Source organism: Mesotoga sp. UBA5847 (assembly GCF_002432735.1).
Taxonomy (GTDB): Bacteria; Thermotogota; Thermotogae; order Petrotogales; family Kosmotogaceae; genus Mesotoga.
The window spans coordinates 45418-63153 of record NZ_DJGL01000014.1 but is presented as its reverse complement, the minus strand read 5'-3'; the positions used below and the strand labels follow the sequence as shown (position 1 = coordinate 63153).

Sequence of the window (17736 nt, the reverse complement as noted above, 5' to 3'; positions counted from 1 at the left end):
CATCATTTGGACTAAGAAACCGGTTCTTCCAGTGAGAAAAATCTGCGATTTGTCGTGAAAGACTTTCCAGCAGTGGTCCACAGAATTACCGGAAAAAGGCGATCGCATATTCAAAGATTGCAATCGTTACTTGTGAGCGTTCCGTATGAAACGAGTTACGTTGTTTTTACCAATTCTAGTTAACATCGCGATAAAAGCGTCTGCTGTCGCGAGAGCATCTCCAAGCGCCCTGTGTCGCGATTCGGGAATTATACCCAGTCTGGCAAGTAAAATGTCCAGATTGTTTCTGCCATATCTGAAAACGGTCTTGGACATTTCTACCGTGTCGATATACGGATTGTCCAGTTTGCCAAGCCCGGATTTAATGCCGAAGTGATTTATAAACGAGAGATCAAAGAGAGCGTTATGGATAACAAGGGTCGAATCGCCCACGAAGGAATAGAAATCCTTTAATACGTCTGCCACCGAAGGTTTCCCTTTAACTGTGAGATTGCTGATTCCCGTCAGGGCAGTTATTGTAATCGGAATTATGCACCCGGGGTCTATTAGTGATTCGAAAGTGTCGTTTCTGTTGACCTTCCAGTCTCTCACTCGCACTCCAGCCACTTCTATGAGCCTTGCACCCCGCTCTACGCTTAGCCCGGTAGTTTCAGTATCAAGGACAACAAACTCCAATAGACTTCCCTCCCCTTAGATTTTATAATGAAGTGAGGGTTTTCAGAATGAGGTCAAAAAGAAACTTGTGAAGAATTATACAGATCATGGGAGCTGTTTTCCAAACCAAGGGCAACGTATAGAGTATAATTTTCATGAGGTGATCCACGATGGATGACAAGGTAAATCATTCCGAAGAGGAAATCAGGGAACGGTATAGAAAGGCTCTTGAATCAGCAGTTCAAAAAGCTCCGATAAGATCTGGAGAGAGACTTTATCTCACAGATCTCTGGGCCGTCACCTCAATTCCTGAAGAGGTCATTGTGGAGACTCTTGCTTCTTCCGAGCTGAAGCTGCCCGAAGGGGTGTCCAGCATAGTCGATGATAGAAGGAAAAAGAAGAGGATCATTTATGGAAAACGAGAATCTAACGAAAAGGGTGGCGGTCCTAAGCAGCCCAGAATACGCAAGGTGCAGGAAGAAGATTAGCGAAGGGCTGGACCTGATCGAGTTCAACGAAACTCTGCAGGGAAAGAAAGTTCTTCTGAAAGTGAATCTTCTATCGGCAAGATCTCCGGAAAACTGTGTAACCACGAATCCTGCTTTTGTGCGCGCGGTTGCAGAGATCTTCCTGGAGAGGGGAGCCAAGGTGAGCATCGGGGATTCTCCGGCAAGCGTGAGCACTGCAGTCGCTGCCCACGCATCCGGGATCGCTTCTGTCTGCGAAGACCTGGGCGTTCCACTTGTCGATTTCGATGATCCCGTTCCTGTAGTCCTGGAGCATGGTACGTACAGAAGCTTCGAGATTGCCAGGCCGGTTCTTGAAACCGATCTTCTGGTGAATCTTCCGAAGCTCAAGACACATTCACTCACTCAGGTCACATTCGGGGTCAAGAATCTTTTTGGCTGTGTTCCGGGTGTTAAGAAGCAGGGTTGGCATTTCAGAGTAAGAAACATGAAGGAGTTCTCGGTTATGCTTCTTGATCTGGCTGGCTATTTGAAGCCGTCCCTGACAATAATCGACGGCGTAGAAGGCATGGATGGCAACGGTCCGTCAAACGGGAGGATTATAAGGCCAGGAATAATTGGTATTTCAGAAGATGTTTTCGCACTAGATGATGCCATCGCAGAACTCTTTGGAGTGATAAATTCAAAGGTCCCAATTCTCCGTTTGGCAAGGGAGAAAGGGTTAGTAGGAAATTACAAGGTTGTCGGAGATGAAGTCGAGCCGAAAAAACTCTCTCTCCCCGAGACAAATTTAATCGGTGTTTACGGTGCATCCCTATTGAGGAGATTAGTAACAAAGTTTCCGAAAATAGATAGGAAGAAGTGTGTGAGCTGTCGTGTTTGCGAGAGGGCCTGTCCGGCTGGAGCAATCGACGTAAGCAGGTTCAATATCGATTATGGTAAGTGCATAGCTTGTTACGTTTGCCATGAACTTTGCCCTGAAGATGCCATCGTCTTCAGAAGACGTATTCATAGATAGGAGGGGTTAGATGAAGTATATTCTTGCTATCGATCAGGGAACGAGCAGCAGCAAAGCCGTTCTTTTTGATGAAGAACTGTATCAAGTTGCCGTTGCTCAGGAGGAGTTTGCGCAGATCTATCCCAAACCCGGGTGGGTTGAGCACGATCCTAGAGACATCATCTTAAGCACAATGGGTGCAATTGAGAAAGTAGTCTCGGATGCCAGGATCTCATACAGGGAAATTGCGGCAATCGGCATCACAAATCAAAGAGAAACGGTCGTTGCCTGGGATTCGGTGACTGATCAGCCGCTCTACAACGCAATAGTGTGGCAGGATAGAAGAACTGCCGACAGATGCAGAGAGATTGAAGAGTCTCATGGAGAATTGATAAGACGAAAGACCGGCCTCAAGCCGGATCCCTATTTCTCCGCGACGAAGATGGAATGGCTGCTGGAGAATGTACCGGTAGTTCGAGAGGCGGCAAGAAAAGGGCGATTGAGATTTGGTACGATTGACTCCTGGTTAATCTGGAATCTGACTAGAGAGAATCTCCATGTTTGTGATTTCTCGAACGCGTCGAGAACGATGTTGTTCAACATCGAGAAGCTTGAATGGGATCGCGACCTACTCAATCTCTTTGGAGTGGAGAAAGAGTTTCTGCCCGAAGTGGTGGAATCGAGTAAGCTTCTCGGTCCTTCGATCTACGGCCCAAATATCGGGGGAATAGCTGGAGATCAACAGGCATCGCTGTTCGGTCAGACGGCCTTTCAGACCGGTGACGCGAAATGTACTTATGGGACTGGTTCATTTATATTGATGAACATTGGAAACAAACCAAAGATTTCCGATCATGGCTTGCTTACGACAATAGGCTGGAAGTCAACGGAAGAGACAGTCTACGCTGTGGAAGGTTCGATATTTGCCACCGGAGCCCTTATAAGCTGGTTGAAAGATGGACTGGGGATTATTGACAGCCCTTCAGATACGGAGCCTCTTGCCAGAGAAGTCAGTGACAATGGAGGAGTCTTTTTCTCCGGTGCCTTGACAGGGCTGGGAGCTCCTTACTGGAACTCCTCAGCGAGAGGCATGATGATCGGTCTAACAAGGGGAACGAGGAAGGCACATATAGTAAGAGCCGTTCTCGAATACATCGCTTTCAGGACAAGAGAAATTCTTGAGCTGATGGAAAAAGAAACGGGAATNNGCTGCAATGCTTGCAGGAATTTGCACCGATCTATGGGATCAGGATAGTCTCAAGAACAAGAGAATCAGCGAGGTTGTCTTCGAACCTTCGGGCGATACAATGGAGGCAGAGTACAAAAGGTGGAAAGAAGCGTTGAAAAGGTCTATGAACTGGGCGAACTAGAGCTGAAAAATCTCGAGACTTTTGCACAAGAACTTGGAGAGGCGCTTGAAGGAGGAGAGACTGTCCTTCTATTCGGTGATCTGGGCAGTGGAAAAACGACGTTTGTAAAGGCGCTGGCCAGCGGGTTGGGAATCGATAAGGATAGCGTGAGAAGTCCGACTTTTAACATTATCAACTTCTATCCCGGCCGATCCTCGACTGGCGGAAGCGACGATGTCGAAACGGCAAGAGTGCATCCCGCTCTCATTCATGTTGATCTGTACAGGATTACCGGCGAAGAAGAGGTTCTGGATCTAGCTCTCTACGATCTAATGAATTGCAATACGGTTCTAGCGGTAGAATGGCCTAAACTTTACTTTAAGTATGTCTGCGAGCCTTATCTCATAGTTGAACTGGAGCATTTCGACGAGCTCAAACGAACCGTGAAATTGAAGCCATTTGGCCGCAGAATGAAGAGCATTTTGGATCGTTTGGTTAAGAGAATAGATCAAGATAAGAATGAAGGAAGGTGAATAGATGGCTCAGAAGTTTGAGTTGCTTGAAAAGGCTGCTGTAGGAAGCGAGCGAAAGATTGAGATACCCGACAAACTGCCGGTTATACCGACGAGAACAAACATGTTGGTATATCCTTCTTCAGTTATGCCGTTGTATGTTGGACGCGAGAAGTCCCTGGCGGCGCTGGAGGAGTCAATTGGCAAATTCAATCAGATAGTATTTCTCGTTTCTCAGAGGGACATTACTAAAGAAGAACCCGAGATCGAGGATCTATTCGAGATTGGAACGATAGCGAGAATAGTACAGCTGATGAAGATGCCCGATGGGAACTACAAGATTCTTGTTGAAGGTTTGACAAGAGCCAGGCTCTCTTCAGTGGAGGAAGGAGAGAGCACGTTTATCGTCGTTGCAGAGAAGCTGAAGTCCAAGGGTAGAAAAAGTAAGATGCTTCAGGCGCTGGTTCGAAGGGTGAAGGAACTTGCGCTGAGATATGTATCGATGAGCAGACGTTTCCCCGACGAAGCGATAATGGCGCTGGAAGATACTTCCGATGCAGACAAGTTTGCAGATTTCGTTTCCTCAATGGTGCCCTTTTCTTTGGAAGAGAAACAACGTCTTCTCGAGGAAATTGAAGCGAAGGATCGTCTCAATACGCTAATGGAGTTACTTACAAGAGAGATAGAGATTCTCTCTCTAGAGGAAGAACTAGACAAAAGGGTTAAGGAGAAGATTGAGCAGGGGCAGAAGGAGTACTACCTGAGAGAGAAGATGAGAGCGATCCAGGAGGAGCTCGAGGGCGAAGAAGACGAGGAAATCAAAGAGCTTAAAGAGATGGCCGAGTCCGGCGAGCTTCCTCAGGAGGTAAAGGAAAAGGCAGAGCAAGAGATCTCGAGACTGGAAAAGATGTCCCCATATTCTCCGGAAGCGACGGTTGTGAGAACCTATCTCGATTGGTTGTTGAACCTCCCTTGGCAGGAAGAGACAGATGATGAGATAGTGATCAAGGACGTCAGAAAGACTCTTGATAACAATCATTATGGACTGGACGATGTGAAGGAAAGGATCCTTGAATTCCTGGCGGCCAGGAGGTTTTCGAAGAACCTACGCGCTCCGATTCTTTGCCTCGTTGGGCCTCCGGGTGTTGGGAAGACTTCACTTGGTCGGTCTGTTTCCGAGGCTATGGGAAGGAAGTTCGGTAGAATCTCGTTGGGAGGCATGAGAGACGAGGCAGAAATAAGGGGCCACAGACGTACTTATGTAGGAGCGCTTCCCGGCAGAATTATGCAGATGATCAGAAAGCTGAAGACCAGAAATCCGGTAATCGTGCTGGATGAAGTCGACAAGATGGGAATCAGTTTTCAAGGAGACCCTGCTTCTGCTCTTCTCGAGGTCCTTGATCCCGAGCAGAACAACAGTTTTACCGATCATTTTCTGGAAGTGCCTTTTGACCTTTCCAGAGTCCTGTTCATTACCACGGCAAACGTTCTCTATTCGATCCCTGCCGCTCTGAAAGACAGGATGGAGATTATCGAGATTCCAGGCTATACGGAGTCTGAGAAGTATCACATAGCCAGGGAGCATATATTGCCGAAGCTTCTCGATGAACACAACATGAAGGCCGGTAGACTCAAAATAACACCGGCCGCAACAAGAGACGTAATTAGAGATTACACACGAGAAGCCGGAGTTAGGGAACTCGATAGAAATCTGGCGAAAATCATCAGAAAGGCCACTCTGAAAATAGCTGAGGGCGGCGATTCAATCTCGGTCGGTGTCAATGAACTGGGAGAGTATCTTGGAGCACCTCTATTCAAAGAGAGTGATTTCAGGAAGCATCCAGAGGTCGGAGTGGCGACTGGACTGGCCTGGACATCGGTTGGAGGAGAAATCATGTACATCGAAGTCCTGCCCGTTTCCGGGAAAGGAAAGACTATCATAACAGGTCAGCTGGGAGATGTTATGAAGGAATCGGCACAGATCGCGGCGTCGCTTGCCAGAAAGCTTTGTGGAGATGAGAAGTTCAACGAGATCTTCGAGAAGAAGGACTTCCATATCCACGTTCCCGAAGGGGCCGTTCCCAAGGATGGACCCAGTGCCGGGATTACTCTCACGACGGCGATTGTCTCGGCCGTCACCGGAAGAAAAGTGAGAAACGACATTGCAATGACTGGGGAGATAACTCTTAGAGGGAAGGTACTGCCCATTGGTGGTTTGAAAGAAAAGCTGATGGCAGCTTACCGTGCCAGAATGAAGAAGGTTCTGATTCCTCTTGCAAACAAGAGAGATCTCGATAAAGTCCCTGAAGAAATAAAGTCGAAACTGGAATTCGTCTTTGTTGAGAATATAAGCGAAGTACTAGAGGAGGCTTTGATTCAAGGTGATGGTGAAGAGTGCTGAACTTGTCCGAACCGTATACACGAAAGGCGAATATCCCCCTCCATTAAGGAGGGAGATAGCCTTCGCAGGAAGGTCAAATGTCGGCAAGTCTTCTTTGCTGAACGCTTTGTTTGGAAGGAAACTTGCAAAGACAAGTTCGACTCCTGGAAAGACAAGATCGATAAATTTCTATGAAATAAACGGAGAGATCTATTTCGTTGATCTCCCCGGTTATGGATATGCCAAGGCCTCTATGTCGGAAAGAGAGAAGTGGCAGAGGCTGATTACCGACTATTTTGAATCGAGAGAAGACCTCTCTCTCGTTGTTATGCTCGTTGACATAAGGCACCCGTTGCAGCCGGCAGACGAGCAGATGCTTGAGTGGCTTACGCACTATTCCATCCCTTTTGTCTTGGTTCTGACAAAGGCCGACAAACTATCGAAGAGTCGCCAGCTCCAGATGAAAAGATCGATAACCGGGGAAGTTGCCTTTTGGGGAAAACCTCCGGTATTTACAGTTTCTTCAGAGAAACGGCAGGGAACCGAAGAGCTACTAGGAGTTCTGATTCAGTAGTAGCGCATGAGCTACTATCGAAAATCAGATGTGTCTTCTTGATAGATTCTCTTTCATCGACCTGAGTCTGCCGAGTGCCGATCTGTGGTGCGGATAGGCTGATGCTCGTTCTTTAAGGGCATCGCAAGGGAACTCTGCACATTCATAACAGTGACTCAGGTTTCTTTTTGCTACACAACAATCGAAAATGTTGCAGCTTTCTGTCAAGCGGTAAGGTCCTTCACCGGCTTGGCAGCCGCTGCATCTAGCTAGTTCCGAATCTACATTTCTGCTTCTCCAATAGCTCAGCTTTTCTTCGGTCCTCAAGAAGATAGCGTATCTAGAGCATTCGATACCACATGGAGCAATTATCGGCGATTTCGCCTCGGCAACACCCCTTTTAGCTTTCTGCGTCGGTACTATTTCAGACTGTCCCTGATGAAATCTCTGAATTTTGCAACGCTCTCTCTAGGCCTCAATTCGAGACTCTCCTGAACCGTCTCGTAGAGTCCGAACTTCATTGAGTAACCTTCTTTCCATTCGAAATTGTCCATAAGTGACCAGTACAGATAACCGAATACACGGGCTCCCTTATCCATAGCGTTTCTTAGTCCTGACAAAGCTTTCTCGATATACTCCCATCGTCGTGCGTCCGATTTGTCGGCAATTCCATTCTCAGTGATCATTATCGGCAGTCGATACCTCTTATATGCCTTCAGAACAACCTCTTCAATCCCCTGCGGGAAGAACTCATACCCCATTTCCGTTTTCTCAAATTCATTACCCGCTGCGATTTCAGGGAGGGGCTTCGAGTACTTGGCGAAGATTCGCGTGTAGTAATTGATGCCCAGGAAATCGAGCTTTGATTCTATCTCAGGCACCGCTTCTCCTTCGCCGAGCGGCTTAACTATACTGCCCTTCATCAGACTATCAAGATAACTGTAGTTGTAGACTCTGTCCAGATAATTTGCCACCAGCCTGTCTCCTGGATGAAACTTTCTGAGGGGGAAGAAAGGCATCATATTAACAGCTACCCCTATCATCGCCGTTGGATTCGACTCCTTTATTTCGTCGTATGCCTCGCTGTGGACATAGAGAAGATTAGAGAGGACTTTCATAGCCCTTCCCATGTCCTTGACTTCCGGCGGCCATTCTCCCGTCAAATAGCCCATGACTGCGTAGACGTTCGGTTCGTTCACAGTGACCCAGTAGTGAATGAACTCGCCCATAGACTCGACGATTCTCGAGACGAAGCGACGAAAGTAACGCAGGTTCTCCTTATTCTCCCAGCCTCCCATCTCCGAGAACCATTGAGGAAGAACGAAATGGTTGAGAGTGAGAATGGGATGGATTCCGTTCTCAGTAAGCGCCTTAGAGAAATCTCTGTATCTTTCTAGTACACTGTCATCAAATCTGTTGATTTTCGGTTCAATTCTCGCCCACTCAACCGAGAATCTGTAGGCCTTTACACCCAAAGCCTTAACAGCCTCCAGATCCCTGTCGAGATTCTCCCAGCTACCACAAGCTATGTCGGAAGTGTCGCCATTCTTGACCTTTCCCTGATGTTCCCATGTGTACCAATCAGAAAAGACATTGCTTCCTTCTATTTGATGACCGGCCGTTGCGACACCCCATATGAACCCGTCTGGAAATGAAAGCATAGACGAACCCTCCCACGTCATTTTTTTGTACGCTCATAAACAATTATAATCGTGAAAGGAAGCAAAAGCCAAAATTACCTAAAGAGTTGAGGTTAGAATATGAGATTATCTGTGGTTGGCAACGTGAATATAGATCTCAGCGCCTTCATCAACGAAAGTAAAAATGTTGAAGAGAACAGGATTAAGGAAATGATGTTCACTATCGGAGGAAGTGCGGCAAACACGGCAATCATGTTGAGTAGGTTGAGAAAGAACGTGTTTTTGCAGGGTGCAGTGGGGACTGATCGGTTCGGCGACATGGCAATTGAGGCTTTGACAAGAGAAGGGGTGGATATTCGGTATCTAGCTCGAATAGAAGGAAAGACGGGATTCTGTTTCTCCGCAGTTTCTACAGACGGCCAAAGACACCTGTTCACATACAGGGGTGTTAATGAAGTCGATTATCCTGTTGATGTATCCTCTGACTTCTACCATTTTGGGGGGATAGCCCCCGATCAAGTTATCAATCTCTTGAAGGAGATCCGTAAGCCGAGGTTTTCTTATAACCCGGGAGGGATAGTGACCTTTGAAAGAGGTGCAGAAGTTGCCGATCTTGCTGCGCAATGCGAAGTGCTTCTTGTTAACAAGAGCGAATGGCTACATCTTGGAGGCTTTTTGAAGACTGAGCCAAAAGTTGTTGTGGTTACTCTTGGAGCGGAGGGAGCAAAGATCAGTGACGGGAAACGCGTAGACGCCTTTCCCACAGAGGTAGTAGATACAACGGGAGCGGGAGATTCCTTCAACGCAGGATTCTTGCATGCATATCTTGCCGGCAGGACAGAAACAGAATGCTTGAAGACAGGAAATTTGCTTGCATCTATGGTTGTTGCGAGACCTGGAGCAAGTCCATTCTTTTCGTATTCGGATATACAACGATTAGCCAGTACATATAACATTATACTAGATATACCAGTATAATACTGTGTGCGTGTTGTTAATAGTGCCGTGCAACGTTTGATGTATATAATAAAGTATAGCAATATACGGTTCTATATAAGTAGTATATATCAGCATACAAACTTAGAACATGTATATATAAACAATGTCACTCGTGATTCTTTTTGTGTTAGTATAATGTAAGAGGTGATACTATGCCAGCACAGATTGCATCTGTCGATGTTGTGAGGATACTTGGCAAGCTCAGTGATGAAGGTGGTGAACATTCAAGTAGGAGCAGGTTCATTAGAGAGTTCCTTTCGAAATACAAGACACCGGAGACGGTAATTAGTGATATTGACGGGTTGCTGGAAGCCTACCCCACATTCAAAGGCGATTCTGAGAGTCTTGGGAGAGCCTTCGCAGATCTGGTCAACAGACTGGCCGAGATCTCCGGCTTTTCTGTTGATTACGTCAAATACTCAGGCAGAGAGAAGATCACGGGTATCTGGAAGGTCGGGGAGGATATACAGATAAGAGTAGCAGCCATCATCTGCGCCAGCTTCGAAGAAGCAAAGGGTGTAGCCAGGAATGCGCTGCTCATACTGCCTGAGGCTATCGACCTGGGTAGGCCCTTCGTGACTGTGGGACGCCTGGGAATGTTGTTCGCGATGATAGAGCAGATTGAGCTTCCTGTAAGTTCGGTAGCCTCGATTCTTGTAACTGACGATGACTACGACAAAAGGATATCTTCGTTTATGGAGCTGATGCTTCTTGCCTTCAAAAAGGAACTCGCTCGAAAGCCTCAAGTCTCTCTTCAGAAGGAGTGGACAAAAGAGGAACTGGAAGACTTCATAATGAACAGATTGAAACTTCCTACAGTTGGCATGTTGTTCTCCTTGCTCGATTCTCCGATGGTCGGAGACGATCTGGTGGGGAAAATAAACCAGTTCCTGGAGATGAACGAGAGCGAACTGGTCAAAGGACCAATGGCGTTGGGCGCTATAATGGGAGCTCTTTCAAAACACTACTCGGGAATCAAGGAAGAGCTTGTGCTGCGAGAGGGAAAGAGGTATAGACTTGCAGATAAATACAGAGCTATAATATCGGAAATCAGAGCGGGCTTTGAGAGAGCATTACAGACAAATACTCGTTAAACGGCTCTTAGCGCTCGTTTCTTGCTGTTTGGATAGTACAAGATGCATCCTGTCAAAAAAAATGCGTTACAGGGCAATATACGAGATGTAATTCTATAATGCGCCTCTAATAAGACTTACAGAACACCGTATAGAGAATGAGCTGTGTTATAATACAATATATGAGTCATAATTACTATTATGACTCATAATGTATGACAATTTGGGGGTATGTATGGAGTTTGTCGAAGCCGTCGAGAGATTCAAGGACAATATGGAATATGTTAGGAATATGTCATTCAACACTATCGCAGCATATCTTTCGGATCTTCACCACTTTCAGTTGTTTCTAGAGAGTCATAATACCGATTTTAAAGAGGTGAAGAGAAGAGACATCGAACTTTTCGTGAAGGAGTATTCTCAGGGGAAGTACTCCAGGAAGAGGCCCTCTGCAACTACCGTCTCGAGGAATCTCTCAACTATTAGGTCATTCTATACATTTCTTTATATAAGCGGTACGGTAGGCAAGGTCCCTACGGAGCTCATAAAGAACCCTAAGACGAGACGCAGAATTCCCGACTACATAAGTCATGATGAGGTAATGAAGATCATATCGTCTTTCAAGGAAACCAATCTTGGCAAGAGAAACAAGGCTATTGTGGCGGTGATGTACTTCTGTGGACTGAGAGTCAGCGAAGTATGCAAACTAAGACTCGGTGATCTTAGGATGGGCAATTCGCCAGCTGTAAGAATACTGAGCGGAAAGGGAAATAGAGACAGGGAGGTTCCTCTGAACGATCAGGTCCTTGCCATAATTGAGGATTACCTCCAGATAAGGAAGGATTTCCCGCTCAGCGAGTATGAGGATCATGTCTTTATCGGGACCCGGGGGGAGCCGATGGCGAGGAACGTTATTCCAAAAGTGCTGAATACACAAGTAAAACTTGTATATCCAGAGAAGCGAGTGACTCCGCATATATTCAGACATAGTTTTGCTACACAACTTCTACAAAAAGGAGCAAGTATAAAAACAGTACAGGAATTACTTGGCCATGCTAATCTTTCTACAACTAGTATATATTTGCATATAACCGATAGAGAAAAGAGAGCGGCTGTACAATTGCTTTCTGACTAATATGCTAGTATAGATTGCGGAGCCTTATGATGATAGATATTCACAATCATACAATTTTTTCAGACGGAAGGAATACGGTCGAGGAAGTCATTCAGTCGGCTTCACTCAAAGGGCTTCATGTCGTCGGCATATCAGATCACTTCGACCCTTACGTCTCTCAGGAAGTCTGCTTGCAGCCCGAAGAAACGGGGGGCTATCTCAAGGAGATCAAGAGCTTTGAGGGAAAGTTTCCCATCAAGATACTTGCCGGGCTTGAACTGGGTCTTCAGTCCCAGGGTATTCTCTTGCCTTTTGAGGAGATGGATTTCTTCATCTACTCAGTCCACACGGTTCCGGGAAGGCCAGATCTGAAGACTCTTGAGGACCCTTGGGATATCTACCTTCGCGAGGCGACTCTAGCAGTTGATTTGATCGAGAAACCGGGTTTTCTTGGCCATCTCGATTTCCTCAGAAGGCATATTCCTTACGCAAAGCCACCTAGATCCGGACCGCAGATGGATCAGCTGCTTATGAAGCTGGTATCCTGTCATGTGGGGCTTGAAGTCAATACTTCGGGCTGGATGTACGGAATCGGAGACCCTACCCCTCAATCATGGGTGGTAGAGAGATACCTCGAACTCGGAGGACGTCTACTGACTATAGGCTCTGACTCTCATAGAGCATATCAGGTGGGGAGCTACAATTCACAGGCCGTTTCTCTTCTATGTAAGCTTGGAGTTAAAGAGGTATTCTACTGTGAGAAAGGTAGTTACGTTTCCCACTCGATTGCGGAGGCGAGATGAGCGAAAGACAGTTCACGGGATTTTCAGGTGAGACTATTTCATTTCTCATGGATCTCGGGATGAACAACAACCGTTCCTGGATGGATAAAAACCGTGATCGGTATCGCGTGTGCTTGCTTGAACCCTTCAAGGCACTTGTAAGTGAACTTGCGCCCTTCATGGAAAGGCTTGATCCCTTTATGGAAGTGAGACCTCAGGTTGGAAAGACCATAAGCAGGATAAGTCGGGATGCAAGGCGCAACAAGGGAAAGCCTCCCTACAGAACCAATATGTGGTTCACTTTCAGGGTGCCAGGGCCCGACTGGAAGGACTCTCCCGGATACTTTTTTGAGCTCTTTCCCGACAGATACCGGTACGGTATGGGATTCTACTTCCCATCTCGAGAGACTATGAGTAAGATCCATGAAGAAATAGCGAAGAATCCATCGAGGTTTACAGAAAAGGCTCGTATTCTGAGAGAGAGCGATTTCTCGGTTTTCGGAGAGAAGTACAAGAGAAGACGGAAGAGAGAAGGAGTCTCCGAAGAGCTGCTCGAATGGTTTCAATATAGAGACTTCTACATCGCTGCCAATCGGGAGATAGACGACATTCTAATGACTTCAGCGTTAGTTGATCATCTGAAGATAAAATTCTCTTCACTTTCAGAGCTGTACGAATACTTCTGGGAGCTTAAGATGAAAGCAAGCGAGGATTAGCAGTCGGTAAATGGATCTACAGGTTTTTACAGAGGTGATCAGAGATCCTTTTTGACGCAGTACCATCTCCGAACGGATTTCTAGCCTTCGCCATACGCTCATATTCCCGTGAATCGCTGAGAAGTCTCATTGTCTCCATGAAGACGGCTTCTCTACTTGTTCCTACAAGCTTGGCAGTACCTGCTTCGATCGCTTCTGGTCTCTCCGTTGTGCGCCTCAGTACCAATGTCGGCTTTCCAAGAGCAGGGGCCTCTTCCTGGATTCCGCCAGAGTCCGTCAGTATGAGCTTTGATTTCTCCATCAAAGAAACGAAGGGAAGGTAATCTAGCGGATCAGTCAAGACTACCCTGTCGTGTTCTTCAAGCTCCGGATAGACAACTTCTCTGACGGCAGGATTGAGATGAACCGGAAAGACAACTTTCATCCGGGGGAACTCGTTGAGGACGTCCTTTATTGCTTTCATAACTTCCTGCATCGGTCTTCCCCAGTTTTCCCTTCTGTGCATGGTTACTAGAATGTAGTCATCACCCTCCACACCAAGCGCTTCTCTGAAGCTCGAAGTAAGCCTGGACTTGTTGCCTGTTACCCACAGCAGGGCATCGATGACAGTATTGCCTGTAACAAGCATGTTTTCTTCAGGCACTCCTTCTTTAAGCAGGTTCAGCTTTGATTTCTCAGTTGGAGGATAGTGGTACGTTGAAATGACTCCGTTGAGCCTTCTGTTGACTTCTTCAGGAAAGGGATCGTAAACGTTGGCGGTCCTCAGCCCCGCTTCAACATGACCAACTGGGATCTTATGATAGAAAGATACCAGAGCGCCCGCGAAAGTAGATGTGGTATCACCCTGAACGAGCGTTGCATCAAACTTGTTCTGCGAATATATCTCGTCGAGTTTTTCGATCAGTCTGGAAGTAAGGCCCGAAAGAGACTGCCTTTGTTGCATGATATTCAGATCAAAGTCGGGTTTTATGCCGAAGAGTGAGAGAACCTGATCGAGCATCTCTCTGTGCTGGGCCGTAGCAATTACAACAGGCCTAAGAGAGGAATTCTTCAGCGCCAGATAGACAGGAGCCATCTTCACTGCCTCCGGTCTGGTTCCGAATATCAGAGCTACCTTTTTCATACTCAGCAGCCTTGGGGCTTTCCCTCCTTAGGATCATTCGTAATAGCCATGCTCAGTATATCATAGTTATCAACTTCGCTCGTGACTGGACATCTGAGACTTCTCTCCTATCCAATCCTTCGACCATGTATTATAATCTTCTCTGGAGGTTTCTATGACGGCTAGCACGGTCAGAAGCACGGCTCTTTTTGCAATAGCAACGTTGTTATCAAGAATTACGGGTCTCGTCAGAGACTCCCTTTTTGCCAGCTATTTCGGCACGTCGGCTCAGTACGACGCATATTTAGTTGCGATCATGATTCCCTTCTTTCTCAGAAAGATCTTTGCAGATGGAGCGATGACGATGGCTTTCGTTCCAGTATTCAACGAGAAGCTGAAGAGCTCGAGAGAGAGAGCTTTTATGTTCGCTTCTACCGTTCTCATATTCGTAGTTATTGTCTCGGGCGCGATTTCAGCAGCGGGAAGCTTATTCTCTGACGGGGTTGCCTCAGCCTTTGCCGGAGGCTTCGATCAATCAGCTCTTGAACTGACCTCTCAACTTATAAGGATTTCCTTTCCGTTTATTGTACTAGTATCTCTTTGGGCAGTCTACTGCGGTGTTCTCAACAGTCTCGATGCCTTTTTCATTGCGGCAGTCTCACCAATGTTCATAAATCTCTCGACGATCGCTGGAATTTTGCTTTCAGGAAGGTTCTCAACTCCAATTGTCGGTCCTACGATCGGATTTCTTGTCGGAGGAGTCATCCAGCTCGGCGTGGTCGCTCTCTCCGCAAGATCAAAGGGTTTTGTCTTCAAGCCAGGCTACAACAAAAGCGATGTCAGGGATTTCTTGCTCCTGTTCCTTTTTTCTGCGATTTCCCCGGCGATCAACGAAATCAACTCCTTTGTCGATATTAGAGTGTCAACTGAGCTTGGGAGGGGAGCCGTATCGAGTCTTGGATACGCCCAGCGGCTCTATCAGCTTCCTCTCGGCGTCTTCGCAATCGCGGTGGCCACGGTAGCGCTTCCGAAACTTTCAAAACTTACCGGAGAAGGTTCTAAGGAGAAATTCAGGAGTTCTCTATGGGACGCGTTAACCGTTCTCGCCTTTTTGATTATCCCCTCAACGCTGGGACTTCTTGTTCTCGGCGAAGGGATTGTCCGCATTCTGTTTGAGAGAGGTTCATTCACTCCTGCAGATACGGCCTTAACCACAACCCTCCTTTACGGGTACACTCTGGGACTTCCTTTCTATGGATCTTACGGTGTTCTATCAAGGGCATATTATGCAAGGAAGAGCCCCAGGACGCCCACAATAATCTCTGCGATCATGGTTGGTGTGAATGTGGTTCTCGATATATTGCTCGGCTTTACAATAGGACCTTTGGGTGTGGCACTAGCGACAAGTATTGCGGGAATTGTCGGTACAGTCATCGTATCGGCAGCACTCCTCAGATGGACCGGATATGAAAAGGCGAAGGTAACGGCCATGCTGAAAATCATCGTTGCTTCTCTTGTCATGTCCGGACTAATGCTTTTTGGGAAGGCAGTCTTTGGAACGGGATCTATTTCAACGTTGATAACTCTGACTGCAGGGACCGCAGTGTACTTTCTATTTATAAGAATTCTCGGGCTTGGTAACTTAATGAAATTCAAGAATCTGCTGAGAGGAAGAGAAAGTTAGTCTCTAGATCTCCTGGAGCTGGATGGGAACATACTCCATCCTTTCACAGTAGAAGATCTCTTTCACGCCAATCTCCTTTAGCAAAGAGACGGCGTCGTGTATGTAGCTGCCAACGTCCTCCTTGCGGTGAGAATCCGACCCGGCAGTTATGACCCTTCCCCCAAGAGAAACATACCTCTCCACGATCCAGCGCTGCGGACTCGGTTCTTTGTACGGGTACCGCCAGCCGGATGTGTTAATCTCTATTCCGATTCCAACTCGAATAAGCCTTTTCAGTAATTCGTCCAGAAGAATTCGATTATCAAGAGGTCTATGACCTGGAATATACCTTCTCAGAAAATCTATGTGACCGAAGAAGCCTGGCCTCTCTATTTCCGAAATCGCCTCGATAGCCTCTTCCAGGTAGAGCGTCCAAAGGTTCTCTACCGAAAGATCAGTTACTCCCGGTACTCCATGTACCGAATAGATGAAGTAATCGAAGTCTCCATCAGGCGGTATCTTAGCGCATGACTGGAGACCCACTTCAAGTCCGGATAGAACCTTTATGTTCGATTTCTCTTTTAGGGTGGAGAGACTCTCCAGATAGCTCTCCGGATCCTTGAGCCTGTAGCTGAGTGGGAAAGAAGTGTCGAGATCGTCATGATCGGAGATGCCTATCACTTTCAAGCCCTTTCCAGTGGCTTCTTTCACTATCTCTTCTATAGGCGTGTCGCTGTCTGGAGAAAACAAGCTATGATTGTGAAGATCTATCGGCAATTCTCAGTCACCGTCACTTAGAAGCTTCTCAAGTTCTGCCTTCAATGTCTTTTCGATCTTCCCTCTGAATACGGCTAGAGAAATGGGAAGAGTTCCACTAACAGATACTTCGCTTTCAGTGACATTCAAATAGCCATCGGTCTTAATCCCTGCCGCTTTCAGATGAAACTCGAGAAAATCATCTTTCCAGGACGAGTCCAGAGTGAACTTCCCTTCATAATCACTCTTAAGCTCTTCGATTCTTCTCATTAACTTCTTCTTGGCGTTCTCACTGCCCAGATCATGATTTACAGTTACTGATAGCTCTTTCAATTGGATCACCTCACTCAATTGTATAGTAAACAAGTGGTCAGGAGTGTAAGCAGTTCTCATGGTAGAATTTTCACGGAGGGTTTGAAATGAAGAAGATCTACTTAGTCATTGACACGGAGACCACCGGGTCCAGTCCGCTCTCTGGTGATAGAATTCTCGAAATAGCGGCAATCCCGGTGTATGGGAACAAAATCCTGCACAATCTCTCATTCCAGTCTCTTGTGAATCCACTTGTTAAGATACCGGCGCAAATAACTGGGATTCATGGACTGAAGAACGAAGATGTGTCGGAAGAGCCCACTATGGCAGAGGTCTTTCCAAGATTTCGCGACTATGTTGGTGGGGCGACACTCGTTGGGCACAACATCGTGAACGATATGACTTTCTTCGATATCGCATCGAAGGAAACGGGAGTGCTGCCACTCGTAAACAACTATATAGACACGATTGACATCGCTCATGAGGTTTTTTTCGAAGGTCCATACAGCCTCACCAATATTGCCAAGAGATTGAAGATAAGAGATGTTCCTACTCACAGAGCTATGGACGATGCGAGGGTAACGGCGAAGGTCTTCCTTGCCTTGGCTAGGAGACTGGGCGGAGTATTCGAAATGATCAAATATGAAAAGAAGTGGAGGGGTTAGGT

18 protein-coding genes and 1 pseudogene are annotated in these 17736 nt (G+C 46.8%); 13 read left to right on the top strand and 6 right to left on the bottom strand.

The window, feature by feature from the left end; all coding sequences use genetic code 11:
* Positions 1–126 precede the first annotated feature (126 nt).
* On the bottom strand, positions 127–675 hold the full coding sequence (locus B3K91_RS01605; RefSeq protein ID WP_292593890.1) for a 3'-5' exonuclease: 549 nt from the start codon (positions 673–675) through the stop codon (positions 127–129).
* Between the two features lie 149 nt (positions 676–824).
* Here B3K91_RS01605 and B3K91_RS01600 point away from each other — a divergent pair, with 149 nt between their 5' ends.
* From B3K91_RS01600 to yihA, 6 genes and pseudogenes are all read left to right on the top strand, one after another.
* Positions 825–1142, top strand: coding sequence for a hypothetical protein (locus tag B3K91_RS01600; protein WP_292593889.1), 318 nt, complete (start codon positions 825–827; stop codon positions 1140–1142).
* Positions 1066–2139 (top strand): DUF362 domain-containing protein, encoded by a 1074-nt coding sequence (locus B3K91_RS01595; RefSeq protein WP_214061419.1) that lies wholly within the window; start codon positions 1066–1068, stop codon positions 2137–2139. Before B3K91_RS01600 ends, B3K91_RS01595 begins: the two co-directional genes overlap by 77 nt.
* Before the next feature lie 10 nt (positions 2140–2149).
* Positions 2150–3488 (top strand): annotated as a pseudogene (locus tag B3K91_RS01590) (FGGY family carbohydrate kinase).
* Positions 3446–4000, top strand: coding sequence for a tRNA (adenosine(37)-N6)-threonylcarbamoyltransferase complex ATPase subunit type 1 TsaE (tsaE, locus tag B3K91_RS01585; RefSeq protein WP_292593886.1), 555 nt, complete (start codon positions 3446–3448; stop codon positions 3998–4000). Before B3K91_RS01590 ends, tsaE begins: the two are co-directional and overlap by 43 nt.
* A 4-nt stretch (positions 4001–4004) precedes the next feature.
* Entirely contained in the window at positions 4005–6380 is a 2376-nt protein-coding gene (gene lon, locus B3K91_RS01580; RefSeq protein WP_292593884.1) for an endopeptidase La, read from the top strand.
* Positions 6361–6933: a ribosome biogenesis GTP-binding protein YihA/YsxC gene (gene yihA, locus B3K91_RS01575; RefSeq protein WP_414674168.1), complete on the top strand. Its 573-nt coding sequence runs from the start codon at positions 6361–6363 to the stop codon at positions 6931–6933. The genes lon and yihA overlap by 20 nt, the downstream gene beginning before the upstream one ends.
* Positions 6934–6957: 24 nt before the next feature.
* Here the strand turns inward: yihA and B3K91_RS13650 are convergent, their stop codons facing one another.
* Both B3K91_RS13650 and B3K91_RS01570 read right to left on the bottom strand, forming a co-directional pair.
* The gene (locus B3K91_RS13650) at positions 6958–7281 is read right to left on the bottom strand and encodes a DUF3795 domain-containing protein (RefSeq protein ID WP_414674579.1); all 324 of its coding nucleotides are present in this window, start codon (positions 7279–7281) and stop codon (positions 6958–6960) included.
* Between the two features lie 50 nt (positions 7282–7331).
* On the bottom strand, positions 7332–8573 hold the full coding sequence (locus tag B3K91_RS01570; RefSeq protein WP_292593882.1) for a glycoside hydrolase family 1 protein: 1242 nt from the start codon (positions 8571–8573) through the stop codon (positions 7332–7334).
* Between the two features lie 99 nt (positions 8574–8672).
* On the opposite strand from B3K91_RS01570, the gene B3K91_RS01565 reads away from it, so the two are divergent.
* From B3K91_RS01565 to B3K91_RS01545, 5 genes are all read left to right on the top strand, one after another.
* Positions 8673–9530 carry a carbohydrate kinase family protein gene (locus tag B3K91_RS01565; RefSeq protein WP_292591997.1) on the top strand — a complete coding sequence of 286 codons (858 nt, stop codon included), beginning with the start codon at positions 8673–8675 and terminating at the stop codon, positions 9528–9530.
* Between the two features lie 173 nt (positions 9531–9703).
* Positions 9704–10645 carry a hypothetical protein gene (locus B3K91_RS01560; RefSeq protein ID WP_213918883.1) on the top strand — a complete coding sequence of 314 codons (942 nt, stop codon included), beginning with the start codon at positions 9704–9706 and terminating at the stop codon, positions 10643–10645.
* Positions 10646–10859: 214 nt separating this feature from the next.
* Positions 10860–11759 (top strand): tyrosine-type recombinase/integrase, encoded by a 900-nt coding sequence (locus B3K91_RS01555; RefSeq protein WP_214060730.1) that lies wholly within the window; start codon positions 10860–10862, stop codon positions 11757–11759.
* A gap of 26 nt (positions 11760–11785) precedes the next feature.
* Positions 11786–12541, top strand: a complete 756-nt coding sequence (locus tag B3K91_RS01550; RefSeq protein WP_292593880.1) for a PHP domain-containing protein — start codon at positions 11786–11788, stop codon at positions 12539–12541.
* Complete coding sequence (locus B3K91_RS01545) at positions 12538–13236, top strand: DUF2461 domain-containing protein (RefSeq protein ID WP_292591993.1); 699 nt, start codon at positions 12538–12540, stop codon at positions 13234–13236. Before B3K91_RS01550 ends, B3K91_RS01545 begins: the two co-directional genes overlap by 4 nt.
* A gap of 16 nt (positions 13237–13252) precedes the next feature.
* Here B3K91_RS01545 and wecB read toward each other — a convergent pair whose 3' ends face one another.
* The gene (wecB, locus tag B3K91_RS01540) at positions 13253–14359 is read right to left on the bottom strand and encodes a non-hydrolyzing UDP-N-acetylglucosamine 2-epimerase (RefSeq protein ID WP_292589309.1); all 1107 of its coding nucleotides are present in this window, start codon (positions 14357–14359) and stop codon (positions 13253–13255) included.
* Positions 14360–14513: 154 nt separating this feature from the next.
* On the opposite strand from wecB, the gene murJ reads away from it, so the two are divergent.
* Positions 14514–16022: a murein biosynthesis integral membrane protein MurJ gene (gene murJ, locus B3K91_RS01535; protein WP_292589311.1), complete on the top strand. Its 1509-nt coding sequence runs from the start codon at positions 14514–14516 to the stop codon at positions 16020–16022.
* Positions 16023–16025: 3 nt separating this feature from the next.
* Here murJ and B3K91_RS01530 read toward each other — a convergent pair whose 3' ends face one another.
* Positions 16026–16778 carry a histidinol-phosphatase HisJ family protein gene (locus B3K91_RS01530; RefSeq protein ID WP_292589313.1) on the bottom strand — a complete coding sequence of 251 codons (753 nt, stop codon included), beginning with the start codon at positions 16776–16778 and terminating at the stop codon, positions 16026–16028.
* 3 nt (positions 16779–16781) lie between these two features.
* The gene (locus B3K91_RS01525; protein WP_292591992.1) at positions 16782–17099 is read right to left on the bottom strand and encodes a polyhydroxyalkanoic acid system family protein; all 318 of its coding nucleotides are present in this window, start codon (positions 17097–17099) and stop codon (positions 16782–16784) included.
* A 77-nt stretch (positions 17100–17176) separates the two neighbouring features.
* Between B3K91_RS01525 and B3K91_RS01520 the strand changes: the two genes are divergently transcribed.
* A complete protein-coding gene (locus tag B3K91_RS01520) occupies positions 17177–17734 on the top strand; it encodes a 3'-5' exonuclease (RefSeq protein ID WP_099828999.1) in 558 nt (185 codons plus the stop codon).
* Positions 17735–17736: the final 2 nt, after the last annotated feature.

Bases quoted from the DNA above. Each gene is read 5' to 3' on its own strand.
- B3K91_RS01545 (WP_292591993.1), top strand. From the start codon at position 12,538: ATGAGCGAAAGACAGTTCACGGGATTTTCAGGTGAGACTATTTCATTT.
- murJ (WP_292589311.1), top strand. From the start codon at position 14,514: ATGACGGCTAGCACGGTCAGAAGCACGGCTCTTTTTGCAATAGCAACG.
- B3K91_RS01570 (WP_292593882.1), bottom strand. From the start codon at position 8,573: ATGCTTTCATTTCCAGACGGGTTCATATGGGGTGTCGCAACGGCCGGT.
- B3K91_RS01595 (WP_214061419.1), top strand. From the start codon at position 1,066: ATGGAAAACGAGAATCTAACGAAAAGGGTGGCGGTCCTAAGCAGCCCA.
- B3K91_RS01520 (WP_099828999.1), top strand. From the start codon at position 17,177: ATGAAGAAGATCTACTTAGTCATTGACACGGAGACCACCGGGTCCAGT.
- B3K91_RS01560 (WP_213918883.1), top strand. From the start codon at position 9,704: ATGCCAGCACAGATTGCATCTGTCGATGTTGTGAGGATACTTGGCAAG.
- wecB (WP_292589309.1), bottom strand. From the start codon at position 14,359: ATGAAAAAGGTAGCTCTGATATTCGGAACCAGACCGGAGGCAGTGAAG.
- B3K91_RS01555 (WP_214060730.1), top strand. From the start codon at position 10,860: ATGGAGTTTGTCGAAGCCGTCGAGAGATTCAAGGACAATATGGAATAT.
- B3K91_RS01600 (WP_292593889.1), top strand. From the start codon at position 825: ATGGATGACAAGGTAAATCATTCCGAAGAGGAAATCAGGGAACGGTAT.
- B3K91_RS01565 (WP_292591997.1), top strand. From the start codon at position 8,673: ATGAGATTATCTGTGGTTGGCAACGTGAATATAGATCTCAGCGCCTTC.
- lon (WP_292593884.1), top strand. From the start codon at position 4,005: ATGGCTCAGAAGTTTGAGTTGCTTGAAAAGGCTGCTGTAGGAAGCGAG.
- B3K91_RS01550 (WP_292593880.1), top strand. From the start codon at position 11,786: ATGATGATAGATATTCACAATCATACAATTTTTTCAGACGGAAGGAAT.